This window comes from Streptomyces sp. SM10, assembly GCF_002910915.1.
Classification (GTDB): domain Bacteria; phylum Actinomycetota; class Actinomycetes; order Streptomycetales; family Streptomycetaceae; genus Streptomyces.
This window is the reverse complement of record NZ_NEUF01000147.1, coordinates 20,737-45,040: the sequence shown is the minus strand read 5'-3', so window position 1 is coordinate 45,040 and position 24,304 is coordinate 20,737. Positions and strand designations below refer to the sequence as shown.

The window sequence follows — 24,304 nt, the reverse complement described above, 5'->3', positions numbered from 1 at the left end:
CCTGGTGGATGGCGGGGTCGTAGCAGGTGCCGTCGCGCCAGCAGGCCCACATCACGCGAAGCCAGGCGCGGGCCAGGATGCGGATGGCGTGGGGGTGTCGTTTCTGGCGGGCTCGGGCGTCGTTGTAGATTTTCGCGGCCCAGTCGCTGCCGTGCCGGCTGTTGTCGGCGAAGGCGGTCAGGGCGACGCGGGCTCTGCGGTTGGTCGCGAAGCGGAAGGCGACGGTGCGGGACTTGCCCGACGCTCGGGTCACGGGGACGACCCCGGCCTCGGCGATGAGCTGCTCGCTGGTGCGGGCGCGTTCCAGGAGCGGGCCGATCTCACCGATGATCTGGCCGAGGCTGACCCTGCCGATGCGCGGCATCGTCGCGAACAGCGGCGCGTAGGTGTGGGTTTCGACCGCCTCGGCGATGGTCTTGTCCAGCGTGCGGATGGTCGTGCGGATGCCCTTCACCAGCTGGACCTGGACCTGGACCAGCTGCTCGACGACTGCCTCGCTGAGGCGGGAGGCCGCCTTCGGGGCCGTCCGCAGGCGTTCGATCAGGACACCTCCGGGCTTCCTGCCGGAGTAGCCGTGGCGCTTGCACCAGGCTTCGAGGCGTCCGGCGGTAAGCCTCGCGGCGGAGGCCGGGGTGGGGTAGCGCTCCAGGAAGGCCATGGCGATGTCGCTGTCGAGGTTGGCGAACACGGCCTTGCCTCCGGGCCAGTGCATGTCCAGCAGCGCGGCAAGCTGGTTGACCGCCGCGATGCGGGCCTCGACGTGGTCGGCGCGGGTCCGGGTGAGGGCCTGCAGATCGAGGGTGGCCTGCTCGGTGGGCTCCAGCCGGGGCAGCAAGTGGCCGTCGGTGCGCAGGTAGTCGGCGAGTTTCATGCTGTCGCCCGCGTCGGTCTTGGCCTTGCTGGCGCCCCAGCGCGGGCGCATGGCGTGGAAGGCGTTGGGATGCACGGGCACCACCGGGTGGCCGGCAACCAGCAGCCGGTCCACGGCCAGGCCGCGGCTGGTCTCGATCATCACGGGCAGATCCGCCGGGGCTCCGTGCTTCCCCAGCCGGGCCAGGGTCCTGGCGAATCCCTCTTCGGTGTGGGCGAACTCCCACCGGTCCACGCGTTTTCCGGCGTCGTCCATGACGGTGACGTCATGGGTCTCGGTCGCCCAGTCCCATCCGATGAACACGAAAGAAGTACTCCTGTGACGTCGACGGAGCACCTGCCCGGTGGTGGTGAGGTCGTCTGCCGGGAGCTCATTAATCGGCCCTCTGCGGGGCGTGTCCCTGAAGCCGATCAGACGGCCTCGGCCCGGCGGGGCTGGCGGAACTCATGCTGGCCGTCGAACGGCTCGCACTACTGGCCATGCACCCACCGGGACCGAGAGGTCACAACCCTACCGAAGAGGGCTGCAGAAGGGATGGTCCTCTAATGAGCACGCCCGGCAGCGAGACCGCGACCGGCGGATACCGGGCCCTCGTCGTGACCGCCTCCAATCGCGCTTCCGCCGGGGTGTACGCCGACAAGGGCGGCCCGCTGATCGCCGAGGCCCTCACCGGTCTCGGGTTCGCGGTCGAGGGCCCTCAGATCGTGCCCGACGGCGACCCGGTGGAAGCCGCCCTGCGGGCGGGCGTGGCAGCGGGCTACGACGTGATCGTGACCACCGGCGGCACGGGCATCTCGCCCACCGACGGCACCCCCGAGGCCACCCGCCGCGTCCTGGACCGGGAGATCCCGGGTATCGCCGAGGCGATCCGTGCCGAGGGCAGGGACAAGGTCCCCACCGCCGCGCTCTCCCGCGGCCTCGCGGGCACCGCGGCGGGCACTCTCCTCGTGAATCTGCCGGGCTCGACCGGCGGCGTACGCGACGGACTCGCGGTCCTGAGCAGGCTTCTGGTGCACGCCGTCGACCAGCTGCGCGGTGGAGACCACCCCCGACCGGGGAGCCCGAGCTGAACGTCCGGACCTGGCCGGTGATCCTGACCGACGGCGCCGTCACCCTCCGCCCGATAAAGCTGCGCGACCAGACCATGTGGCGCGAGGTCAACCGGCGTAACCGCGACTGGCTGCGCCCCTGGGAGGCGACCGTCCCGCCACCCGCGCCGGGTGGCGGAGCGGCCCGGCGCCCGACCTACCGTCAGATGATCCGGCACCTGCGCGCGGAGGCGAACGCCGGCCGGATGCTGCCCTTCGCCATCGAGTACGAGGGCCGCCTGGTCGGGCAGTTGACGGTGGCCGGCATCACCTGGGGGTCGATGTGCTCGGGCCATGTCGGCTACTGGGTCGACCAGAGCGTGGCGGGCCGCGGCGTGATGCCGACCGCCGTGGCGCTGGCCGCCGACCACTGTTTCCGCAACGTCGGTCTGCACCGGATCGAGGTGTGCATTCGGCCCGAGAACGGCCCCAGCCGAAGGGTCGTGGAGAAACTCGGATTCCGTGCGGAAGGGCTCCGCCCGCGTTATCTGCACATCGACGGTGCGTGGCGGGACCACCTGATCTTCGCGCTCACCGCCGAGGAGGTGCCCGACGGGCTGCTGCGACGTTGGCGCAGGGTGCGGCCGGGTACCCCGGGTACGTCGAGCACGTCCGGGGAAATGAAATAGGTGTTCGAATTTGATCGCTCCCCGGCGGTAATCCACCTCACTTTCGTCGACTGTTGACCCGAACAATCGCAACAAAAGTCCGTCGTATGAGCCGGATCGTGCGACACGCCGGGCCAATTGGCGGATGCTGCCGTGCAAACCCCTCTACGGTGTGAGAGTGAGCAGCAGCGGCCTCATCTACGCAGTCATCGTCGGGGCCTGGGCCGCCTACTTGGTGCCGATGTGGCTCCGCAGGCAGGACGAGCTCAATGAAGCCCGTCCGACGGAACGCTTCAGCACCGCCATCCGGCTGCTGTCCGGGCGGGCGGCCATGGAGCGCCGTTACGCCAAGGAGTTGCGGGAGCGGGATGCCGAGGAGGCGCCTGGCGACGTGGACCCGGATGCCGTCACGGACCGAATCGAGTCCGTCGACGTCCGGGCCTTTTCCGCGCCCCCGGACCATACGGAAGTGCGGTTGCGCGACCCCGCGCCCGCCCGTCCCGGCCAGGAGCACCCGCGCGAGCGGGAGGCCCCGGTCCGCCGGGAGCGTCGACGGCCCTCCGGGGCGGAGTCCGAGCGCGAGCGGCGGCAGCGGTCGCAGGTCCTGGCGCGCCGCCGGCGTACCACCACGGTCCTCTTCATGGCGTTCACGCTCGGCGCGGTCGTCGCGGCGGTCGGCGGGCTCAGCTTCCTGTGGGCGCCGGCCGTCCCGGCCGTGCTGCTGAGCACGTACATCGTGCATCTGCGCGCGCAGGAACGCCGGCGGTTCGTCTTCACCATGGACCGGCGCCGGGCCGAGGTGGCCGCGCAGCGGCTGCGCGAGAACCGGCCCCGCAGGCACCAGGCCGCCTCCTCGGCTCCCGCCGAGCCCGACGAGGAGCCCGAAGGGCCCGCGCCGGTGCCCACGGTCTCCCCGCAGGAGGCCGGCCGTCGCGCTCTCGTCGAGCAGACGGACCACGCGGAGTGGGTCGACCAGCAGCGCGAGCGCGGACCGGCCCAGGGCGACAGCTGGGAGCCGGTCCCGGTCCCGCTGCCGACCTACGTCACCGCCCCCGTCGCCCCCCGCGCCACGGGCGGGGTCGAGGTCGGCGACCCGGAGACCTGGAGCGCGGCCCGCTCCAGCCCCGCCGAGCCGACCCGCACGGGCACTCGCGACGCCCCGGACACGGCCGCACCCGACGCCGACCAGGCCCCGCGCCGCCGCGGGAACCCGCCCAGGCGCACCCGGGACCGCGGCCGGACGCCCCTCTTCGACCAGTACGACGACGAGGACCGGCCGCGCGCGGCCAACGAGTGAGACCGGCGGCGGACCCGACTCGGTGACCTGCCGGGATACGGATTTCCGAGCACCCCGATGAGGGTGCTAGAGTTTCACTCGTTGCAAGGGCCTGTGGCGCAGTCTGGTAGCGCACCTCGTTCGCATCGAGGGGGTCTGGGGTTCAAATCCCCACAGGTCCACCGCAGCTTAGAGCCCCTACCGGGGAGATTCGGTAGGGGCTCTTCGGCGTCGTACAGCAACGGAGTACAGAACTACTTCCGGTGTGGTGCGCTCGGCGCTCCCAGGCGCTCCCCGGGCAGAGCGGGCGGCGAACGAGCGACTGCAGTTGCGGGCGGACCGCGCGAACCGAGGGCGCCTCAGGCGGGGTCGACGGGCGCGCACCGGCTACCCGTCGGCTTTCTGCTGCCGCAAGTCGCCAGGCTGCACCATCTACGTCGCCCGCGCTGGTCGAGGAAGAGCCAGCCGCAGTCCTCGCTGGGGCACGTGCGGATCGTGAAACGTCGCGGATCCGCGAGCAGTTCCGAGGCGCTGCGGGCGGCAGCGCAGACGGGCAACCGCAGACCGGCGGCGCGGGACGGAAGCCAGCGCCCCAGGCCGTCCTCGCCGCGGGTGAACACGGAAACCCTGCCGGTGTCCTCCACGACACGGGCCACCGCCTTGAAGGCCCGAGCGTCGTCGGGATCGGTCAGGCAGGCGTACAGGTCTCCGCGGAATTCCCGGGCCTCGTCCAGGGCGGCGGCGGCCTTCTCGGGGTGCTGCCGCGCCTGTTCGAGCAGCCAGGAGACGAGGCGGTCGTCCGCCAGGTCCATATGGCCGGCCCACACGGCGAGCGTGGCGTAGCTGCGCAGCCACTCCGAGCCGGGTGGATGAGTGCCGCCCCAGCCCGCGTAGGTGTTGCAGAACTCCAGGGCCGGATGTCCACCGGCGTTCCACGGCAGCCACTCCTCTCCGACCCGCACCGCGTAGACGGGCGCGGGTGGCCGGTCCAGCCGGGGATCGCCCCGCAGGATGCGGTCGTGCAGCGTCCGTAGCTCGGCGCCCGGCTCGATGCCGAACTCGGTCACCAGCAATCGGCGCGTCCTGCGGTACAGCTGGAGGGCATCGGCCTGGCGTCCGCTCCGGTACAGCGCGGTCATCCGGCCGGTGACCAGTCGTTCCCGCTCCGGATGTTTCTGGGCCGGCACCGTCAGATCCGCCGCGACCTGCTCATGCCGTCCCATGGTGAGCTGAGACTCGGCCCACTGCTCCAGGGCGGACAGGCGCAGCTCCCCGATGTGGGCGCCGAGCCGGTCACGAAGCCGGTCGTCGGCCACATCGGCGAGCAGCGGGCCCCTCCACAGCCTGAGGGCCTGGTCGTAGAGGCGCACCCGCTCCGCAGGATCGCCCGTGGCTGCCGCCTGCTGGGCAAGGAGGACGAACTCCTGCACGTCGATCACATGCGGGCCGGGCTCGACGGCATAGCCGCCGTGCGTGGTGCCGATGTGCAGTCCGTGCGGCTTGAGGCCGACGCGCAGCCTGCCGACGTAGGTGTGGACGGTGCTGCGGGCCGAGGCCGGCGCATCGCCGTCCCACAGCAGGTCGATGAGGCGTGTGGTCGTCACGGCACGGCCCGCCTGCAGCAGCAGAATCGACAACAGGCACCGCTCCTGGCGGCGGCTGCCCACCAGCACCCGCTGTCCCTCGTGACAGGCGTGGAACGGACCGAGCAGCTGGAACTCCATGGTGCGGGGCAGCCTAGTCAGCGGACGCGCTTCCTGCCCGGGAGAACGGGGGAAAGCGGTGAGGATTTGGTCAGAGCCAGGGGCGAGGCTGGTATCGGGATCACCCGAACGCCCCTCCCGGACCAGTCTCACCAAGGAGAGACCCATGCGACGAACCGTGCTTGCCCTGCTGACTCTTGCCGCCGTGCTTGCGGGCGCGGTGCCTGCCGCCGCCGCGCCCGGAAGCACGACCAAGGGCTGGGAACCGGCTCCCTCCGCGCCATGGGACGTGGCCGCAGGTGTCCGGTGCGACTTCCCCGTCCACGGCGAGCCCGTTGTCGATGACGTGGTGCAGCGTGTACTGGACACCCACCCCGACGGCTCCGCGAAGCGGGTCGTGTACACGGGTGACCTGGTCGTGCGGGTCACCAACACCGGGACCGGCTCCTTCTACGACGCGGACGCGGGCGGCACGGCCGTCGTCGACTACCGCACCGACGGCTCCCAGCACTGGTCCGTGCTCGGCCCCGTGCTGGTCGGCGTCGGTGAGAGCGGTGGCAACCTGCCGCGCAGCCTGTACATCGTCGACGGCGGGTACACCTTGGACATCAGCTCCACCGGATACAAGACCGTGAACATGGTGTACGGGACGCAGGACGACCTCTGCGCGCGCATCGACTGACCACTCTGCGCCTTGTCCGGCCATGACGCCGGAAACATGCGTGAACGGCCCACCGGACACACGGCCTCGGACCTCGGGGACGGGATCGCCGACGGGGCCAAGAAGGTCGGCAGCGCCCGGATCACGGCGCTCCTGCCGGATCCGGGCGAACTCCGGCAGCCGGCAGGGCGGTCGGGCGCGGCTTGGCCTCCACCGCTGGACCGGGTCCGGCGCTCGGGTCTCGGGGGCCGAGCGCCGGGACCGGTGGTTCGCTCGTTCGGGGGATGCGCAGACCGCTCCCGCCCGGCGCTTGAGCTTCGGGATCCGGGCGCCGGGATCCGAGGTCCGGGATTCGAGCGGTGCTGTACATCCGGGTAAAAAAGGAAAGGTGGGGAGAACCCTCCCGCCCTCCCTGCCCCGTCACGGCCAGCAAGTATGACTAATCGTGACCAACTTGCGGCGCAGAGTCGTGGCTGCTTACGGTGCCCTCAACGAATCGACCCCGACGCGGTGTTAGAGCACCGGCCGGGGTCTCACCGCAAGATCAGAGATAGGCCGATCCCTTGGCTGCTCAGCACCCTAACTCCGTCCCGAGCGCGCCCGCATCCTCGCGGCCCTACCGCAAGGCCCGCAGCGGCTACGGCAAGCGGTCGGCGCCGGACCGGCGTCCCGCCGCGGCTGCCGACTTCGTCCTCCTTCCCGAGCGGGAACGCTACGTCGCCGGGTACGTCGACCATCTGCCCGACGGTGCCGCCATGGACATCAAGTCCCTCGCCAAGGACCTGCCCCTGTACGGCCAGATGGCCATCGGCTCCGCCCTGAGGGCGCTCGCCGTGGCCGGGCATCTGCGCCGGGTGCGCTGCCGCGTCGAAGGTCTCGGTCAGAGCCGCTGGGTGACCCTCACCTTCTGGTCCCGCACCGCCCGTGACAACGAGTGGTGGGCACTCCAACTCGCGGACGCGGAAGGCGAAGTGGCGGATACGGGGCCCGAGGAGCAGAGGGTGCCCGCCACCCCTGTCGTGCCGCGGCAGCGGACCCCCGAGTCATCCGCCCCCGACCCGGCTCCCGTCGACGCCCCGGAAGCCGAACCCGCCCCCGCCGGTCCGTCCCCCGCCTATCTGGCGCTCGCCCGGCTGGGCCGCCTGGAGCCGCGTCTCGCCCTCTCCGCCGCCGACTGTGCCGCCCTGGAGGGCCTGGCCGCCGCATGGTTCGCCCGAGGCGTGGACGCCGACTACCTCACCCGGGCCCTGGCGTCCGGGCTTCCCGAGCAGGTCGGGTCGCCCGTCGGTCTGGTCCGTCGGCGTCTCACCGACAAGATTCCGGCGCGGCTGCCGGACGCCGCCGCGCCGGGCGCGGCACCACCCGCACGCGTCCTCCTCGTCGAATGCGCCGAGTGCGGGCGCCCCGGGCCGGCCGGAGCCCTTCCCGACGGCCTCTGCCGCTCCTGCCGCCAGGCGCCTCCGGTCGACCCCGCCGCGACGGGCGAACCGCCCGCCGAGCGCGACATCGAGGCCCACATGCGCCTCCTGCGGGACAAGCTGCGGATGCCCTGAGCGGCTGGGCTCAGCCCTGCGCGGACATCCGTACGAACGCGGCCCACTGGCCGGGGCCGACCGAGAGGACCGGCCCGCCCGGCCGCTTGGAGTCGCGGACCCGGACGGCGGTGGGGGTGGTGGCCACCTCGACGCACTGCCCGCCGTCTCCGGCGCTGTGGCTGCTCTTGACCCACGTCGGGTCGTCGTCTCGCGACACTGCTCCTGTACTCATTGCTCTCCCAACAGCCTCGCGGTGGCCCGTGGCCACCTCCGGCCTGCCCGCCGACGAGGAGGCCGGGCGTGGGCTGTTGCTGGTCGGCGCGCTGGCCGAGGAGTGGGGTGTCCTGCCGCGGGACGGGGCGCCGGACAAGACCGTATGGGCGGAGATCGAGGGACCGGCGTGTGAACGCGCTGCTCCGGTCCGGGCGACCAGCCGGTAACCTGGGCCTTCCTCGCTCACCCGCCTTGCTGGTGACCGCTGTTGAGGGGGTGCGCGGGCCAGGCGCGGGGTGCGCCTGTTCGTGGTTCCGTATGGAGGGCGTCCTGTGACAGCCGGTATACCCAGCTCCCGTATCGACACCAGCAAGCCGCACCCGGCGCGGGTCTACGACTGGCTGCTCGGCGGGAAGGACAACTACCCGGTCGATCAGGAGGTCGCGGAGAAGCTGCCCGCCGAGGCACGGGCCAACGCGGCGCGGAACCGGGCGTTCATGCACCGGGCCTCCGCCTGGCTCGCGGGGCAGGGCGTCGATCAGTTCCTGGACATCGGCACCGGCATTCCCACCGCGCCGAATCTCCACCAGATCGTCCAGGCGGTGACTCCGGGCGCCAGGGTCGTCTACGCGGACAACGACCCCATCGTCCTGCGGCACGCGGAAGCGCTGCTCGTGAGCCGTCCCGAGGGGGCGACCGACTACATCCACGCGGATGTGCGGCAGCCGGACGCGATCCTCGAGAGCGCGGCGGAGCTGCTGGACTTCGGCAGGCCGGTCGCGCTGTCCCTCATCGCGCTGATGCACTTCCTGCCCGACGAGCAGGACCCGTACGGGATCACCCGCACCCTGGTCGAGGCGCTCCCGTCGGGGAGCCATCTGGTCCTCTCGCACGGGACCGCCGACCAGCACCCGGAGCTGAGGCGGGAGACGGAGTCGGCCTACAGGAAGGGCGCGATCTCTCTGCGGATGCGTACCCGCGCGGAGGTCGAGCCCTTCTTCGAGGGGCTGGAGCTCGTCGCGCCGGGGCTCGTGACGGCGCCCGAGTGGTACCGCGAGGAGCCGGCACCGGTGTACGAGCGGAGCGGCTTCTACGTGGGCGTGGCGCGGGTGCCGTAGGGCGGGAGCCCTGGAAGGGGCGCGGGTCAGGGGTGATGCCGTGCCCGGGAGGCACCGGGGGAGCCTGTTCCCCGGGCGCATCCGGTACGCCTGCTCCGGCCCACCCGCTCGGAGGGGGCCCGCTGGGTCCCGGCCGGCCAGGGGCGGGGGGCGTTTCCTCCGGTGGTGGTCTCCTACGATGCCTGGATGAAGCCTCGAACCCCGCTGAGCCGATGGGAACGGCGCATGCGGACCCCTCTTCTCGTGCTGGCCGTCTTCTTCGCCGTCGCCTATGCCGCGCCCGTCCTCACCCCGGACGCACCGGCCTGGGTGCCCGCGACGTGCCAGGTGGTCGAGTGGGGCGTATGGGCGGCCTTCGCCGCCGACTACGCGGTCCGCCTGGTGCTGGCCCCCGGCAAGTGGGTGTTCGTCCGGAGCCATCCGCTGGACCTGCTGGCCGTCGTCCTGCCGCTGGTCCAGCCGCTGCGCCTGCTGCGGCTGGTGTCCACACTGCTGCTGGTGGGCCGACGGGCCAGGCACGCGCCGCAGATCACGATGACCCTCTACGTCGCCGGCTCCGTCGTCGGACTGATGATGTTCGGTTCGCTCGCGGTGCTCCAGGTGGAGCGGGCCGCACCGAGCGGCAACATCCGCACGCTGGGAGACGCGGTGTGGTGGTCCTTCACCACCATGACGACGGTGGGGTACGGGGACCTGGCACCCACCACCGGGCTCGGCCGGCTGCTCGCGGTGGGGCTGATGATCTCCGGCATCGCGCTGCTCGGTGTCGTGACGGCGAACATCGCGGCCTGGTTCATCTCGCGATTCGAGCGGGACGACGCCGAGGAACGCAAGCAGACGGCCCTCCTGGAGGCGCTCACGGTGGAAGTCGCGGCGCTGCGGGCCGAGGTGGCCCACCTCACGGTCGCGTCGGGCCCCGAGGAACCGAAGGTGCCGGCCCCGTCCTCCGCCACGCCGTAGACGCCGGTCAGCCGGCTCCGGAAGGTCAGCCCAGCGGCTTGGCCATGCAGATGCTGCTGTCGTACGTCCGGTAGTGGCCGAACTTCTCGCAGGGCGTGTAGCCGCTCGACGTGTAGAGCGCGATCGCCTCGGGCTGCTGGTCGCCGGTCTCCAGGACCATGCGCGTGCGGCCGGCGGCGCGGGCGTCGGCCTCCAGTGCGGCGAGGAGACGGCGGGCGAGGCCCCGGCCCCGGCCTTCGGCGACGACGAACATCCGCTTGATCTCGGCGTCGCCGTCGGAGTAGCCCTCCTCGTTCTTCTCCTGGCTGCGCCAGCCGCCGGTGGCCACCGGGCGGTCCTGCTCGTCGTAGGCGAGCAGATACAGGCCACGGGGCGGGTCGAACATCGTGGCGTCCAGGGGTGTGACATCGCCCCCATCGCCGTAGCGCTCGGCGTATTCGAGCTGCACCAGGTCGTTGAGCTTGACGGCATCGGCGTGGTCGAAGGGCCGGGAGCGGATATTCATGCGACATATGGTACAGGTATGCACCATGAGCGTGTAGGTACTGTACCGGGATGCTGACTGTTACCACCGTGAACGTGAACGGGCTCCGTGCCGCCGCGAAGAAGGGCTTCGTCGAGTGGCTGGGGCAGACCGAGGCCGATGTGATCTGCCTCCAGGAAGTCCGCGCCGAGGTGCGGCAACTCCCGGAAGAGCTGCGTGAGCCCGAGGGCTGGCACGTCGTGTACGCGCCGGCCGCGGCCAAGGGGCGTGCGGGTGTGGCCGTCTACACGCGGCGCGCGCCCGAGCGCGTCCAGATCGGCTTCGGCGGGTTCGAGGTCCCGGGGAGTGAGGAATTCGACACCTCCGGGCGGTACGCCGAGGTCGACCTGCCGGGCGTGACGGTCGCCAGCCTCTATCTGCCCTCAGGTGAGGTCGGCACCGAGAGGCAGGAGGAGAAGGAGCGCTTCATGGCGGCCTTCCTCCCCTACCTCCAGGGGCTGAGGGCGCGTGCCGCCGCCGCGGGGCGCGAGGTCGTCGTGTGCGGCGACTGGAACATCGCCCACCAGGAGGCCGACCTCAAGAACTGGAAGGCCAACAAGAAGAACTCCGGCTTCCTCCCGGAGGAGCGCGAGTGGCTGACCCGGGTGTTCGACGAGGCGGCGTACGTCGATGTGGTCCGGTCCGTGCATCCGGAGGAGGAGGGCCCCTACTCCTGGTGGTCCTACCGCGGGCGCGCCTTCGACAACGACGCCGGCTGGCGCATCGACTACCAGGTGGCGACCCCCGGTCTCGCCGCGCGCACCGTGAAGGCCTGGGTGGAGCGTGCCGCCACCCACGGAGAGCGGTGGAGCGACCACGCGCCGGTGACGGCGACGTACGAGCGCTAGTCGCTGTCCGCGGCCCTGTCCTCCCGCAGCCGCCGGTCCAGGGCCATCGACAGCTCCGCGTCCACCACCGCCTGTGCGAGCGTGCGCAGTTGGTCCGGCTCGGTCTGCGCGGTGTGGGTGCGCAGGACGCGTACGAAGAGGTCGGCGAGGGCGTCCGCGTGGGCGCGGACCTCGCGGCCGGAGGTGAGCACGGCGTCGAGGGGGACCCCTGCCCGCACCAGTTCGGACGAGGCGTCCAGGAGGCGGCGGCTGATGTGGACGATCTCGTCGCCGTCGATGCCGAGGTAGCCCAGCTCCATGGATGCGGCGAGGTTCTCCGCCGTGGCCTGGTCCTGGAAGTAGTCGGCGAGCTGCTCGGGGGTGAGCCGGACCGGGGTCTCCTCGGTCGGTTCGCCCAGGCCGAGCACCTCGGCGACGTCGCGGCCGCTGTCGAAGGTCGAGGCGAGGTCGGCGATGCCGTTGAGGGTGTGGCCCCGTTCCAGCAGGCCCGTGATCGTGCGCAGCCGGGCCAGGTGGTGGTCGTCGTACCAGGCGATGCGGCCCTCGCGGCGGGGTGGCTGGATGAGGCCGCGTTCCCGGTAGAAGCGCAGGGTGCGCACGGTGATGCCGGCCTCCTTGGCCAGCTCCTCCATGCGGTACTCACGGTGCTCGCGTCCTTCAGCCACACCCGCACCCTATGTTGTACCGCCGGTAACTTTCCTCGTCCCGACCCCTACCCATCGGTACGGAGCTGCTCTACCCTCCCAACCATGCCAGTGATTGCTGGCAGAGTCCGTTCAGGTACCGCGGGGAGGCGGCAGCATGGCCCAGCACGAGCACGTACGAGTGGCGGTGATCGGATCCGGATTCGGGGGTCTCGGAGCCGCGGTCCGGCTCCGCCGTGAAGGCATCACCGACTTCGTGGTCCTGGAGCGCGCCAGTGCGGTCGGCGGCACCTGGCGGGACAACAGCTACCCGGGCTGCGCCTGCGACGTACCGTCCCACCTGTACTCGTTCTCGTTCGCGCCCAACCCCGACTGGCCGCGCACCTTCTCCGGGCAGCAGCACATACGCGCCTACCTGGAGCATGTCGCCGACACCTTCGGGCTGCGCCCGCACATCAGGCTCGACCACGAAGTCACGGTCATGCGCTGGGACAACGACGCGCTGCACTGGGTGATCGAGGCGGCCGACGGCTCCACGCTCACCGCCGACGCCGTCGTCTCCGCCACCGGCCCGCTCTCCGACCCGAAGCTGCCCGACATCCCCGGGCTCGCCGCCTTCCCCGGCAAGGTCTTCCACTCCGCGCAGTGGGACCACGACTACGACCTGACCGGCAAGCGTGTCGCCGTGATCGGCACCGGCGCCTCCGCGATCCAGATCGTCCCGGAGATCCAGCCCAAGGCCGGCCGGCTCACCCTCTTCCAGCGCACCCCGCCCTGGGTGATGCCGCGTATGGACCGCGCCATCAGCGGCGCCGAGAAGTGGCTGCACCGCGCGCTCCCCTTCACGGCCACCGCGCGCCGCGGACTCCTGTGGGGCATCCGGGAGCTGCAGGTCGGTGCCTTCACCAAGCACCCCAACCAGCTCGGGCTCGTCGAGTCGATAGCCAAGTCCAACATGGCGCGGGCCATCAAGGACCCCGCGCTGCGGGCCAAGCTGACCCCCTCGTACCGCATCGGATGCAAGCGCATCCTGCTCTCCAACGCCTACTACCCGGCGCTCGCCCAGCCGAATGTCGACGTGGTCGACTCGGGCCTGTCCGAGGTGCGGGGCTCCACCCTGGTCGGCTCGGACGGCACGGAGACCGAGGCCGACGTGATCATCCTCGGCACCGGCTTCCACGTGACGGACATGCCGATCGCCGAACGGGTCGTCGGCGCCGACGGCATCACGCTCGCCGAGTCCTGGAAGGACGAGATGCAGGCGCTGCGGGGCGCGACCGCGGCCGGCTTCCCCAACTGGATGACGATCATCGGGCCCAACACCGGCCTCGGGAACTCCTCCATGATCCTCATGATCGAGTCCCAGCTGAACTACATGGCCGACTACATGCGCCAGCTGGACGTCCTGGGCGGGCGGGCGGCGCTCGACGCGCGGCCCGCCGCCGTCGGCGCGTGGAACCGGCGGGTCCAGGAGCGCATGAAGCGGACCGTCTGGAACACCGGCGGCTGCACCAGCTGGTACCTCGACGCCAACGGGCGCAACACCACGGTCTGGCCGGGCACGACGGCCGAGTTCCGGCGCGCCACCCGCTCGGTCGACCTCGGTGAGTACGACGTCCTCCGTCCCCCCGTCACCCACTCCGCGGCGCAGGCCGTGACCGAGGAGGCCGCACGATGAGCCGACCGACGCAGAAGGCGGACACCCCGCCCGTGCCCGTACGTGAACTGAGTGTCGTCTCCGCCGACGGCGCGCGCGTCCACGTCGAACTGCACGGCCCCGAGGGTGCCCCCGCCGTGGTCCTGTCGCACGGCTGGACCTGCAACACCCGTTTCTGGGACGCCCAGGTGCGTGACCTGGCGGTGGACCACCGGGTCGTCGTCTACGACCAGCGGGGACACGGCGGCTCTCCCGCGGCGGGCCCCGGCGGATACAGCACCCGGGCGCTGGCCGACGATCTCGAAGCGGTCCTGAAGGTCACGCTGGAGCCGGGACGGAAAGCGGTGCTCGGCGGGCACTCCATGGGCGGGATGACGATCATGGCGGCCGCCGGACGCGACGCGGTCCGGGAGCACGGGGCGGCCGTGCTGCTGTGCAGCACCGGCAGCTCGCGCCTGACGGCCGAGTCGCTGGTGATCCCGCTGAGGGCCGGCGCCCTCCGCACACGGATGACCGCCGCGGTCCTCGGCGCGCGTGCCCCGCTCGGACCGGTCAACGCGGTGTCCAGGTCGATCCTCAAGTACGCCACGATGGGCCGCGGTTCGGCCCCGGAACGGGTGGAGGCCTGTGCCAGGATCGTCCACGCGTGTCCTCGCGGGGCGCGTGTCGCCTGGGGGCACGTGCTCGCGGAGCTCGACCTGGAGGCGCGCGTGCGGGAGCTGAGGCTGCCCACCGCGGTGATCGCCGGCACGGAGGACCGCCTGACGCCGCCCCTGCACGCGAGGGCCGTCGAAGCGGCGCTGCCGCACAGCCTCGGGCTCACCGAACTGGAGGGCATGGGGCACATGACACCGGTGGAGGCGCCCGAAGCGGTCACGGCGAAGCTCCGCGAACTGGTGGTCACGTACGTCACTGTGGAAGGTGCGGGCAGCACGGCGGCAGCCGTGAGCGAGGAGGAGGTCGCATGAGCGGCAGGCGGAGTCTCGAAGGGCAGGTCGTCGTCGTCACCGGCGCGGCACGGGGAGTGGGTGAGCTGCTGGCGCGCAAGCTGTCGGCGCGCGGCGCCACGCTGGCGCTGGTCGGCCTGGAGCCGGACGAGCTGAAGAAGGTCTCGGAGCGGCTGCACGGCGAGAGCGACCACTGGTACGCGGACGTCACCGACCACGTGGCGATGGGCCGGATCGCCCAGGAGGTGAAGCAGCGCTTCGGGAAGATCGACATCGTCGTCGCCAACGCGGGCGTCGCCACCGGCGGTCCGCTCGTGGACTCCGACCCGGAGGCATGGCGACGGGTCGTCGAGGTCAACCTGATAGGCGGGGCGGTGACCGCGCGGGCGTTCCTGCCGGTGCTCATCGAGAGCCGCGGCTACTTCCTCCAGATAGCGTCCCTGGCCGCGATCACCCCGGCGCCGATGATGAGCGCGTACTGCGCGTCCAAGTCGGGCGTGGAGGCGTTCGCGCACTGCCTGCGCGGCGAGGTCGGCCACCGGGGCGTGAAGGTCGGCGTCGGCTATCTGTCCTGGACCGACACGGACATGGTGCGCGGCGCCGACGAGGACGATGTCATGCGGGAGTTGCGGCAGCGGCTGCCGTGGCCGACGAACCGCACCTACCCCCTGGGCCCGGCGGTCGACCGGATCGTGGCCGGGATCGAACGGCGTTCCGCGCACGTGTACGCGCAGTGGTGGCTGCGGGGGATGCAGTCGATCCGGGGGTACCTGCCGATGGTGATCGGGACCGTCGGGCAGCGTGAGATGAAGCGGTTCGGGACCCGTCTCGACGGTGTGGGCAAGGGGCTGGTGGGCGCCGGCGGTGAGGCGGACCGGGAGGCGCGTACACAGCGTCATTGATCGAAATGCGATGAATGTCCGGGTGTGTAAGTCTGAGCGAGGCCCCACCGGGGCCAACCCCACGCACCCACATAGGAGTGAACAGCATGGGCATCGCAGACCAGTTCAAGGACAAGGCGCAGGAGCTTGCCGACCAGGCCAAGCAGGCGAAGGCCGGCGGCAAGCAGGGCGAGGCGCGCGAGCGTTCCGCCGACCCCCAGCGTCGGCCCGCGGGCCAGGGCCAGGCTCAGGGCCAGGGCCAGGGCCAGGGCCAGGGCCGTCGGCCCGAGGCGCGGGACCGTGCGCAGGGTGGCCAGGACCGCCCGCAGGGCGGCCAGGACCGTCCGCGTGAGCGTTCCGAGCGCTGACGGCTGACGCCTCTGAGCGTCTGCGGTTGGTTGGTTGGGGCGTACCCGGGTTCCCGGGTACGCCCCAACTCGTGCGCTCGGCGTCCCGCGGAGCGTGCGGGGCCCGGGGCTCTGCCCCGGGCCCCGCACCTCAAGACCTCGGGGGCAGTGGGGGCCTGCGGAGGTTCGGGGCCGTGGCGTAGGTGGGGGGCGTGGAGGCCGGGTGGGCGCCCAGGAGGTCCAGGGCGACCCTGACGGCGTCGTCCAGGACCGCGTGACGGCCCTCCGCCCAGTCCAGCGGGGTGCGCAGCGCCTCCAGGTCGGGTTCGACGCCGTGGTTCTCGACGGACCAGCCGTACGTGTCGAACCAGGCCGCGTTCATCGGCACCGTGATCACCGTGCCGTCGCCCAGCCGGTGCCGGCCGGTCATGCCGACCACTCCGCCCCAGGTGCGCTGGCCGACCACCGGCCCCAGCTTCAGCAGCCGGAACGCCGCCGTGATCATGTCCCCGTCGGAGGACGTCGCCTCGTCGGCGAGGGCCACGACCGGCCCCCGGGGCGCGTTGGAGGCGTACGAGACCGCCTGGGCGTTGCGGGTCAGGTCCCAGCCGAGGATCGTGCGGGTGAGCTTCTCGACGACCAGCTCGCTGATGTGGCCGCCCGCGTTCCCCCGCACGTCCACGATCAGCGCCGGGCGCGACACCTCGAGCCGCAGGTCGCGGTTGAACTGCGCCCAGCCGGAACCGCCCATGTCGGGGATGTGCAGATACCCGCACTTGCCGTGGCTCAACTCGCGTACGACCTCGCGGCGTTTGGCGACCCAGTCCTGGTAGCGCAGCGGCCGTTCGTCGACCAGGGGGACGATCGCGATACGGCGCGAGCGGCCACCGCACTCGCCCCCGGCCGGGCGGAACGTCAGGTCCACCGTGGTGCCGCCCGCCGCCGTCAGCAGCGGGTACGGTCCCGCCACCGGGTCGACCGGGCGGCCGTCGACGTGCGTGAGGACGGCCCCCTCCCGGATCCCCGTACCGGCGAGCGGTGAACGCGCCTTGGAGTCGGAGGAGTCGCCGGGCAGGATGCGCTGCACCGTCCAGTCGCCGTCGCGGCACACGAGGTTGGCGCCGAGCAGCCCGATCGCCCGCTGGTAGTGCGGGGGGCCCTCGTTGCGGCGGGCGGGCGCCACGTACGCGTGGGACGTGCCGAGCTCGCCGAGGACCTCGCGCAGCAGGTCCGCGAACTCGTCGGGGGAGGCGACCCGTTCGAGCAGGGGGCGGTACTGCTCCAGCACGCCGTCCCAGTCGATGCCGCACATGTCCGGTTCCCAGAAGTAGGACCGGACGATGCGGCCCGCCTCGCCGTAAGCCTGGCGCCACTCGGCCGCCGGGTCGACGTCGTGCAGGATGCGGCGCAGGTCGAGGAAGACCGTCGTGTCGTTGTCGCCCGGCTCGTTGGACGGCACGGCGCGCAGGTCGCCGTCGTCCATGACGACCAGCCGGGTCGCGTCCCCGCTGACCGCGAACCAGTCGAGGTGGCCGACGAGTTCGGTCTTGCGGGCCTTGGCGATGTTGAAGTGCTCCAGGGTGGGGCGGCCCGACATGTCCGCCGGGTTCGCGAACGTCTCGCCCAGCGCGCCGGAGATCGGCCAGCGCAGCCAGACCAGGCCACCGCCGCTGACCGGCTGGAGCGCCGAGTACTTGGACGCGGAGACCGGGAACGGTGTCACCCGGCTCTCCAGTCCCTCGAACTCCACCATGACCGTCGGCCCCTCGACCGGGGCCTCGGGGATGTCCACCGGGTCCAGGCCGCCCGCCGCGGGCCTGCCGTCCGGGAGCAGGGCGAAGGGGGAGGGGGTGGCCGAGGAGAGGGGGACCAGGTAGGGGCGGCAGCCCAGCGGGAAGGAGAGGTCACCGGTGTGGACGTCGTAGACGGGGTCGAAGCCGCGCCAGGAGAGGAAGGCGAGATAGCGGCCGTCGCCGGTGAAGACGGGGTTCTCGTCCTCGAATCGGCCGTTGGTGACATCCACCGTCACCGGGGCGTCGGGGCCGGTGATCCGGGCGAGCTTGATCTGCCGCAGCGACCGGCCGACGCCGGGATGCGACCAGGTGAGCCAGTGGCCGTCCGGGGAGAAGGCCAGATCGCGGACGGGGCCGTTCACGGAGCGGATGAGCTCGGTGACCCCGTCCCCGGTCGCCCCCGGAGCGGTGAGGATGCCCGGCGGGGCGAGGGTCCTGGGCGGGGCGACGCCCTCGGGAGGTTCCGGCGGGACGGCGGTGCCCGCCCCGTCCGTTTCCGGGGCGTCCCCGCCCGGGGGCGTGCCCAGGACCGCGTCCAGGTCCGCGGGCTCCTCCCCGGTGTCCAGCAGGAGGAGCCTGCCGTCGTTCGACGCGATGGCCAGCCGCTCGCCCTCCGGGTCGGAGACCAGCTCGTGGACCCGGCCCAGCCGGCCGGTGGCCAGCCGGCGGGGCGGTCGGTCGCCGCTGGCGCGGGGGAGGTAGGCGATCTCGACCGCGTCCTCGCCCTCGGCGTCCGTGACGTAGGCGACCTGGCCGCTGCTGCCCAGCATCTCCGGCAGCCGGACCCGCACCCCCGGGGTGTCCGAGATCGTGCGGGCGGGGCCGTCGCGGTGGGTCAGCCAGTACAGGCTGCCGCGTACGGAGACGGCGCTCGCCCGGCCCGTCTCGTCCACGGCGAGCGAGTCGACATGGCTGGACGCCGGCACCTGGTACGTGCGCCGTCCGGTCCGCGGCCCCCCGAGCCGTACCTCCAGCTTGCGGGGCACGGCGTCCGGTGACTCCAGGTCCTCGACCAGCCACAGCTCGCCGGCGCACTGGTAGATCACCCTGGTGCCGTCGCTCGAGGCGTGCCGGGCGTAGAACGCGTCGTGGTCCGTGTGCCGGCGCAGGTCGGTGCCGTCCGCCAGGCAGGAGTACAGGTTTCCGACGCCCTCGTGGTCGGAGAGGAAGGCGATCCGGCGCCCGACGAACATCGGCGCGTCCAGTTGCCCGTCGACGTCCGGCAGCAGCCGCTCGCCGTGGAGCCACAGCCGGCCCGTCGCCCCGCCCCGGTAGCGCTTCCAGGCGGCCGGTTCGTGCGGCGGCCTCCCGGTGAGCAGCAGGGTGCGCCGTGTGCCGTCGACGTCGGCGACCGCGATGTCGGAGACGGGACCCCAGGGGAGCCTGCCGCCGGGGCCGCCGTCGGTGGGGACGCTGTAGGCCCAGGAGAAGTACGAGAACGGCTGGTTGTGCGAGGACACGGCGAGGATCTGGGAGGAGTCGCCCGGGTCGGGGCTCCAGCCGCAGACCCGGGCGTCGGTCGACCCCCAGTAGGTGAGTCTGCGGGCGGGCCCGCCGCCGACGGGGACGAGGTGGATCTCCGGATCGAGCGTGCGCCAGGACGTGTAGGCGATACGGCTGCCGTCGGGCGAGAAACGCGGATGACCGACCCTGGTCCGGTCGACGGTCAGCCGCCACGCCCGGCCGGGGAGCTGCCCCGCCGGGGCGAGCGGGGCGACCCAGAGATCGTCCTCCGCCGTGAAGCAGAGCAAGTCCTCGTGGAGGTGCGGGAAGCGGAGATACGCGACGTCGTCACTCACCCTCCAATGCTTTCCGCGGTGCGGGTCCCCGGCAACTTGTGGTGCGGGACACAAGCGAAACAGTTTCGTTTCGCTGGGCGAGGGGAGTACTCTCAAGGTGTACGAAACAGTTTCGTTCCGTTAGTTGATCTTCGACTGGCGTACGATCCAGCGGGCGCAAGGGAGAGGGGGTCGACATGGCACGCAGCAGACTCACGCCGGAACGCGAGAGCGAGCTGTACGAGGCCGTGCTCGATCTGCTCGGCGAGGTCGGCTACGAAGCCCTGACCATGGACGCCGTTGCCGCCCGCACCCGTTCCAGCAAGGCCACCCTCTACCGCCAGTGGGGGAGCAAGGCCGAGCTGGTCGTCAAGGCGCTCCGGAACGACAAGCCGGTGCACCTCGCCGATGTCGACACCGGTTCGCTCCGCGGTGACTTCCTCGCCGTGATGTCGCGCACCGACGACTGTCAGATGGAGCGGAACTCCGCGCTGATGCGGGGTCTGAGCCATGCCGTCCACACCAACCCCGACCTCTTCCAGGCGCTGCGGGAACTGCTGATCGAGCCGGAGATGACCGGCCTCGGGACGCTGCTCCAGCGCGCCGTGGACCGAGGGGAAGTGCGCCCGGACAATCCGGCGCTCTCCTATGTACCGCACATGATGATCGGCGCCTTCGCCGCTCGCGAGCTGGTCGAGGACCGGCCCGTCGACCAGGCGTTCCTCACCGACTACGCGGAAGCCGTGGTGTTCCCCGCCCTCGGCGTCTGACGTCCCCAGTCCTTCCGTGATTCCGTACGACCTGTCTCCCCGACGCTCCACCTGACACGCCGCTCTCGTCGTCGGGCTGGTTCCTCACGCCCTCTTCCACTCAACGACCTGACCGGGAGTACCCCCTCCGTGGCTACATTCCTGTACAAACTCGGACGGCTCGCCTTCCGGCGACGCATTTCTGTCGCCCTGATGTGGGTGGCGCTGCTGGCCCTGGCCGTCGTCGGCGCCTCCTCCGCGGCCACCGCCACCTCCAGCTCCTTCTCGATCCCCGGCACGGAGGCCCAGAAGGCCTTCGACCTGCTGGAGGAACGTTTCCCTGGAGGCAGCGCCGACGGCGCGACCGCCCGGGTCGTCTTCAAGGCCCCCGAGGGGGAGAAGGTCACCGGCGCGGCCAACAAGGCCGAGATCCAGGGGATCGTCGGTGACCTGAAGTCCGGCTCGGACCAGATCGCCTCGGTCGCCGACCCGTACAAGGCGAACGCCGTCAGCAAGGACGGCTCGACCGCCTACATCTCCGTCTCCTACAAGGTCAGCTCCATGGAGCTGACCGACCCGACGCGTGAGGCCCTTCAGGACGTGGGCCACGACGCGCAGGACAGCGGGATGAAGGTGGAGATCGGCGGTGACGCGCTCCAGGTGATGCCGGAGACGGGGGCCACCGAGATCATCGGTGTCGCCATCGCCGCCGTCGTGCTGGTCATCACCTTCGGCTCGCTGATCGCCGCGGGGCTGCCGCTGCTGACCGCCCTCATCGGGGTCGGCATCGGGGTCTCCACGATCACCGCGCTGGCCAACGTCCTGGACCTCGGCTCCACCACCTCCACGCTCGCGATGATGATCGGCCTCGCGGTCGGCATCGACTACGCGCTCTTCATCGTGTCCCGCTACCGCGCCGAACTGGCCGAGGGCCGGGAGCGCGAGGAAGCCGCCGGACGGGCCGTCGGAACGGCGGGCTCCGCAGTGGTCTTCGCCGGGCTGACCGTGGTCATCGCGCTGGTCGGACTCGCCGTCGTCAACATCCCGATGCTGTCGAAGATGGGCTTCGCCGCCGCGGGCACCGTCGCCATCGCCGTCCTCATCGCGCTCACCCTCGTCCCGGCACTCCTGGGCTTCGCGGGCAAGCAGGTCATGGGGCGCAAGGCGCGCAAGGCCGCCGAGGCGGAGAACAAGCCCGACGCGAAGCCGAACATGGGCACCCGCTGGGCGCGGTTCGTGCTGCGCCGCCCGGTGTGGGTGCTGCTGGTGGGCGTCGTCGGCCTCGGCGCGATCGCCGTACCGGCCGCCTCGCTGGAGATGGGCCTCCCGGACGACGGCGCCCAGCCGAAGTCGACCACGCAGCGCCAGGCGTACGACATGCTCTCCGACGGCTTCGGCCCCGGGTTCAACGGTCCGCTGCTGGTCGTCGTCGACACCAAGGACAGCTCCGACGGCAAGGCCGCGGTGAGCAGGGTCTCCGACGACATCGAGGGCACCAGCGGTGTCGCGGCCGTCACCCCGGCCACCTTCGACAAGGCCGGCGACACGGCGACCATCACGGTCATCCCCAAGGACCGGCCGAGCTCCGTCGAGACGGAGAACGTCGTCCACGCCATCCGTGACTCGGGTGGAGACGTCAAGAGCGAGACGGGTGCCGAGGTGCTGGTCACCGGCGCCACGGCGATGAACATCGACTTCTCGCAGAAGATGAACGACGCGCTGCTGCCCTACCTGGCGCTCGTCGTCGGCCTGGCGTTCCTGCTGCTGATGGTGGTCTTCCGCTCCATCCTCGTCCCGCTGAAGGCGGCCCTCGGCTTCCTGCTCTCGGTGGTCGCGGCCCTCGGCGCGGTCGTCGCGGTCTTCCAGTGGGGCTGGCTCGGCTCGCTCTTCGGGGTCGAGCAGACCGGTCCGATCATGAGCATGATGCCGATCTTCATGGTCGGCGTGGTCTTCGGTCTCGCGATGGACTACGAGGTCTTCCTGGTCACGCGGATGCGTGAGGCCTACGTCCACGGGGAGAGCCCCGGTCAGGCGATCGTCACCGGCTTCAAGCACGGTGCACGGGTGGTCACGGCCGCCGCGGTGATCATGATGGCCGTCTTCTCCGGTTTCATCGGCTCCTCGGAGCAGATGATCAAGATGATCGGCTTCTCGCTGGCCATCGCCGTCTTCTTCGACGCGTTCGTGGTCCGCATGGCCATCGTGCCCGCCGTGCTCGCCCTGCTGGGCAAGCGGGCCTGGTGGCTGCCGCGCTGGCTGGACCGTGTGCTGCCCAACGTGGACGTGGAGGGCGAGGGCCTGCGCAAGGGCGCCTCCGACTCCGACGGCCCGGCCGAGGGCGGCGGCGAGCGGGAGCTGGTCCGCGTCTGACCCACCTGGACCCCGGGGCCCGCGCCTGAGCGGAGTGCGGCCCCGGAGCGCCGGTTACCTGTGGGGACGGGGGACCGGGGCGACGAAGAGCCCCCGTGCACGCGGCACGGGGGCTCTTGCCGTGGTCAGGCGGGGGTGGCCGGGGCGGTGGCGGCCGGCGGGCGCTTCGCCGTCTTCGGGCGGGTCCGCGACAGGAAGCGGATCACCGGGGCGATGTCGAACTGGAAGACGGCGACGCCGTCCGGCGAGTGCAGCTCCAGGACCAGCTGGGCCCGGCCGCACGGCCATATCCGTATGTCGCCGCGGGTGACGGGGGAGCGCAGTCCGCGTTCCAGGAGGTCGAGGCCGAAGGCCCAGTCGACGCCTCCGGGCAGCCGGACGTGGACGGTCCTCGGCTCCTCGGGGTCACAGCGCAGTTCGACAGGGACCAGCCGGGGGTCGGGGCCGTCGGTGATGAGCCGGGCTCGGGCGTGCTCTTGGATCACGAGGGACATGGCCGGCTCCTCCTGTGTGAAAATCTCTCCCCCTAATGTCCCATATTTTCCCATTTGGGCATGTCGGGGGGTGGGGTAGTTGGCGTCCCTGCGCTCTTGCGAACTGTTTGCAACAGGGCACTATCATTGAGCGGTTCCCGACCCCGCCCTGAGTAACGCCGAAAGCGGAGCCACTCCATGCATGTACCCGACGGTTTCATCAACGCACCCGTCTCCGCCGTCGCGGGTGTCGTCGCCGCAGGCGCGGTCGCCGTCAGCCTCCGCGGCGCCCGGCGTGAACTGGACGAACGCACGGCGCCGCTCGCGGGGCTCGTCGCCGCCTTCATCTTCGCCGTGCAGATGCTGAACTTCCCGGTCGCCGCCGGCACCAGCGGGCACCTCCTGGGCGGGGCCCTGGCGGCGATCCTGGTCGGGCCCTTCACCGGGGTGCTCTGCATAGCCGTCGTCCTGCTGATGCAGGGAATCCTCTTCGCCGACGGCGGCCTCACCGCGCTCGGCGTGAACATCACGGTGATGGGCGTCGTCACCGTCCTCGTCGCCTACGGCCTCTTCCGCGGACTGACCCGGGTGCTGCCCCGCACCCGCCGCTCGACGACCGCCGCCGCCTTCGTGGCCGCCCTGGTCTCCGTGCCGGCCGCCGCCGCCGTGTTCACCCTGATCTACGCCGTCGGCGGGACCACCGACGTACCCATCGGCAAGGTCCTCACCGCGATGGTCGGCGTCCACGTCCTGATCGGCATCGGGGAGGCGGCGATCACCGCGCTGACCGTCGGCGCCGTGATCGCGGTACGTCCCGACCTGGTGCACGGGGCGCGCGGACTCGCCGCGCCGCTCAAGCTCCGCGTCGACGGTGAACTCATCGATGCCCCTGCCGCCCCGGCCCCCGCCTCGCCCGCCCCGGCCGCCACCCGCTCCACGCGCACGGTGTGGGCCACCGGACTGGTCGCCGCCCTCGTCCTCGCGGGCTTCGTCTCCTTCTACGCCTCCGCGAACCCCGACGGCCTGGAGAAGGTCGCCGCCGACAAGGGCATCGACGAGAAGGTCCAGGAACACGGTGCGGCCGACTCCCCGCTCGCCGACTACGGCGTCAAGGACATCGGCAACGCCCGCGTCTCCGGCGGCCTCGCCGGAGTCATCGGCGTCGGCGTCACCGTCGCCGTCGGCAGCGGGGTGTTCTGGGCGGTCCGCAAGCGCCGGGCGCCGGAGGCACCCACCGCCCGCACGACCGAGTCCGTCTGAC

Annotated in this window: 23 protein-coding genes and 1 tRNA gene; 17 read left to right on the top strand and 7 right to left on the bottom strand. The window is 71.6% G+C overall.

What is annotated here, in order from left to right; genetic code table 11:
* Window positions 1-1,174: IS110 family transposase (locus tag B9S57_RS23325; protein WP_103514727.1), on the bottom strand; the 1,174-nt coding region annotated here is incomplete at its 3' end.
* Between the two features lie 242 nt (window positions 1,175-1,416).
* On the opposite strand from B9S57_RS23325, the gene B9S57_RS23320 reads away from it, so the two are divergent.
* From B9S57_RS23320 to B9S57_RS23305, 4 genes are all read left to right on the top strand, one after another.
* Window positions 1,417-1,941 (top strand): molybdenum cofactor biosynthesis protein B, encoded by a 525-nt coding sequence (locus B9S57_RS23320; RefSeq protein ID WP_103517553.1) that lies wholly within the window; start codon window positions 1,417-1,419, stop codon window positions 1,939-1,941.
* Window positions 1,942-1,958: 17 nt separating this feature from the next.
* The gene (locus B9S57_RS23315) at window positions 1,959-2,588 is read left to right on the top strand and encodes a GNAT family N-acetyltransferase (protein ID WP_103517552.1); all 630 of its coding nucleotides are present in this window, start codon (window positions 1,959-1,961) and stop codon (window positions 2,586-2,588) included.
* Between the two features lie 124 nt (window positions 2,589-2,712).
* The gene (gene glpR / locus B9S57_RS23310; protein ID WP_103517551.1) at window positions 2,713-3,864 is read left to right on the top strand and encodes a gephyrin-like molybdotransferase receptor GlpR; all 1,152 of its coding nucleotides are present in this window, start codon (window positions 2,713-2,715) and stop codon (window positions 3,862-3,864) included.
* A gap of 87 nt (window positions 3,865-3,951) precedes the next feature.
* Window positions 3,952-4,025 (top strand) — tRNA-Ala (locus B9S57_RS23305).
* Window positions 4,026-4,202: 177 nt separating this feature from the next.
* Here B9S57_RS23305 and B9S57_RS23300 read toward each other — a convergent pair.
* Window positions 4,203-5,567, bottom strand: a complete 1,365-nt coding sequence (locus tag B9S57_RS23300; protein WP_103517550.1) for a BTAD domain-containing putative transcriptional regulator — start codon at window positions 5,565-5,567, stop codon at window positions 4,203-4,205.
* A gap of 145 nt (window positions 5,568-5,712) precedes the next feature.
* Between B9S57_RS23300 and B9S57_RS23295 the strand changes: the two genes are divergently transcribed.
* Both B9S57_RS23295 and B9S57_RS23290 read left to right on the top strand, forming a co-directional pair.
* On the top strand, window positions 5,713-6,228 hold the full coding sequence (locus tag B9S57_RS23295; RefSeq protein WP_103517549.1) for a hypothetical protein: 516 nt from the start codon (window positions 5,713-5,715) through the stop codon (window positions 6,226-6,228).
* 542 nt (window positions 6,229-6,770) lie between these two features.
* The gene (locus B9S57_RS23290) at window positions 6,771-7,760 is read left to right on the top strand and encodes a MarR family transcriptional regulator (protein ID WP_103517548.1); all 990 of its coding nucleotides are present in this window, start codon (window positions 6,771-6,773) and stop codon (window positions 7,758-7,760) included.
* A 10-nt stretch (window positions 7,761-7,770) separates the two neighbouring features.
* Here the strand turns inward: B9S57_RS23290 and B9S57_RS23285 are convergent, their stop codons facing one another.
* A complete protein-coding gene (locus tag B9S57_RS23285) occupies window positions 7,771-7,959 on the bottom strand; it encodes a DUF397 domain-containing protein (RefSeq protein WP_365911121.1) in 189 nt (62 codons plus the stop codon).
* Window positions 7,960-8,002: 43 nt separating this feature from the next.
* Here B9S57_RS23285 and B9S57_RS23280 point away from each other — a divergent pair, with 43 nt between their 5' ends.
* The 3 genes from B9S57_RS23280 to B9S57_RS23270 all read left to right on the top strand — a co-directional run bounded on the left by B9S57_RS23280 (window position 8,003) and on the right by B9S57_RS23270 (window position 10,033).
* Window positions 8,003-8,182, top strand: coding sequence for a hypothetical protein (locus B9S57_RS23280; RefSeq protein WP_374935978.1), 180 nt, complete (start codon window positions 8,003-8,005; stop codon window positions 8,180-8,182).
* A 105-nt stretch (window positions 8,183-8,287) separates the two neighbouring features.
* Window positions 8,288-9,073, top strand: a complete 786-nt coding sequence (locus tag B9S57_RS23275) for an SAM-dependent methyltransferase (protein WP_103517546.1) — start codon at window positions 8,288-8,290, stop codon at window positions 9,071-9,073.
* A 186-nt stretch (window positions 9,074-9,259) separates the two neighbouring features.
* The gene (locus tag B9S57_RS23270; protein ID WP_103517555.1) at window positions 9,260-10,033 is read left to right on the top strand and encodes a potassium channel family protein; all 774 of its coding nucleotides are present in this window, start codon (window positions 9,260-9,262) and stop codon (window positions 10,031-10,033) included.
* 25 nt (window positions 10,034-10,058) lie between these two features.
* On the opposite strand, the gene B9S57_RS23265 is transcribed toward B9S57_RS23270, so the two are convergent.
* Window positions 10,059-10,538 (bottom strand): GNAT family N-acetyltransferase, encoded by a 480-nt coding sequence (locus B9S57_RS23265; protein ID WP_103517545.1) that lies wholly within the window; start codon window positions 10,536-10,538, stop codon window positions 10,059-10,061.
* A gap of 50 nt (window positions 10,539-10,588) precedes the next feature.
* Here B9S57_RS23265 and B9S57_RS23260 point away from each other — a divergent pair, with 50 nt between their 5' ends.
* Window positions 10,589-11,404, top strand: coding sequence for an exodeoxyribonuclease III (locus B9S57_RS23260; RefSeq protein WP_103517544.1), 816 nt, complete (start codon window positions 10,589-10,591; stop codon window positions 11,402-11,404).
* Here the strand turns inward: B9S57_RS23260 and B9S57_RS23255 are convergent.
* Window positions 11,401-12,036 (bottom strand): MerR family transcriptional regulator, encoded by a 636-nt coding sequence (locus B9S57_RS23255; protein ID WP_103517554.1) that lies wholly within the window; start codon window positions 12,034-12,036, stop codon window positions 11,401-11,403. The two genes, B9S57_RS23260 and B9S57_RS23255, sit on opposite strands and share 4 nt — an antisense overlap.
* Before the next feature lie 169 nt (window positions 12,037-12,205).
* On the opposite strand from B9S57_RS23255, the gene B9S57_RS23250 reads away from it, so the two are divergent.
* The 4 genes from B9S57_RS23250 to B9S57_RS23235 all read left to right on the top strand — a co-directional run bounded on the left by B9S57_RS23250 (window position 12,206) and on the right by B9S57_RS23235 (window position 15,901).
* Window positions 12,206-13,726, top strand: a complete 1,521-nt coding sequence (locus B9S57_RS23250) for an NAD(P)/FAD-dependent oxidoreductase (RefSeq protein ID WP_103517543.1) — start codon at window positions 12,206-12,208, stop codon at window positions 13,724-13,726.
* Entirely contained in the window at window positions 13,723-14,673 is a 951-nt protein-coding gene (locus B9S57_RS23245) for an alpha/beta fold hydrolase (protein WP_103517542.1), read from the top strand. The genes B9S57_RS23250 and B9S57_RS23245 overlap by 4 nt, the downstream gene beginning before the upstream one ends.
* Window positions 14,670-15,554, top strand: a complete 885-nt coding sequence (locus B9S57_RS23240; protein ID WP_103517541.1) for an SDR family oxidoreductase — start codon at window positions 14,670-14,672, stop codon at window positions 15,552-15,554. The genes B9S57_RS23245 and B9S57_RS23240 overlap by 4 nt, the downstream gene beginning before the upstream one ends.
* An 86-nt stretch (window positions 15,555-15,640) precedes the next feature.
* Window positions 15,641-15,901 carry a hypothetical protein gene (locus B9S57_RS23235; RefSeq protein ID WP_103517540.1) on the top strand — a complete coding sequence of 87 codons (261 nt, stop codon included), beginning with the start codon at window positions 15,641-15,643 and terminating at the stop codon, window positions 15,899-15,901.
* 130 nt (window positions 15,902-16,031) lie between these two features.
* Here the strand turns inward: B9S57_RS23235 and B9S57_RS23230 are convergent, their stop codons facing one another.
* Window positions 16,032-19,472 carry a S41 family peptidase gene (locus tag B9S57_RS23230; RefSeq protein WP_103517539.1) on the bottom strand — a complete coding sequence of 1,147 codons (3,441 nt, stop codon included), beginning with the start codon at window positions 19,470-19,472 and terminating at the stop codon, window positions 16,032-16,034.
* A gap of 176 nt (window positions 19,473-19,648) precedes the next feature.
* Here B9S57_RS23230 and B9S57_RS23225 point away from each other — a divergent pair, with 176 nt between their 5' ends.
* Window positions 19,649-20,221 (top strand): TetR/AcrR family transcriptional regulator, encoded by a 573-nt coding sequence (locus tag B9S57_RS23225; protein ID WP_103517538.1) that lies wholly within the window; start codon window positions 19,649-19,651, stop codon window positions 20,219-20,221.
* Between the two features lie 129 nt (window positions 20,222-20,350).
* Window positions 20,351-22,570: an MMPL family transporter gene (locus tag B9S57_RS23220; RefSeq protein ID WP_103517537.1), complete on the top strand. Its 2,220-nt coding sequence runs from the start codon at window positions 20,351-20,353 to the stop codon at window positions 22,568-22,570.
* A 125-nt stretch (window positions 22,571-22,695) separates the two neighbouring features.
* Here B9S57_RS23220 and B9S57_RS23215 read toward each other — a convergent pair whose 3' ends face one another.
* A complete protein-coding gene (locus B9S57_RS23215) occupies window positions 22,696-23,064 on the bottom strand; it encodes an SsgA family sporulation/cell division regulator (protein ID WP_103517536.1) in 369 nt (122 codons plus the stop codon).
* 177 nt (window positions 23,065-23,241) lie between these two features.
* On the opposite strand from B9S57_RS23215, the gene B9S57_RS23210 reads away from it, so the two are divergent.
* Window positions 23,242-24,303: an energy-coupling factor ABC transporter permease gene (locus B9S57_RS23210; protein WP_103517535.1), complete on the top strand. Its 1,062-nt coding sequence runs from the start codon at window positions 23,242-23,244 to the stop codon at window positions 24,301-24,303.
* The last annotated feature ends 1 nt before the right edge of the window (window position 24,304 follow it).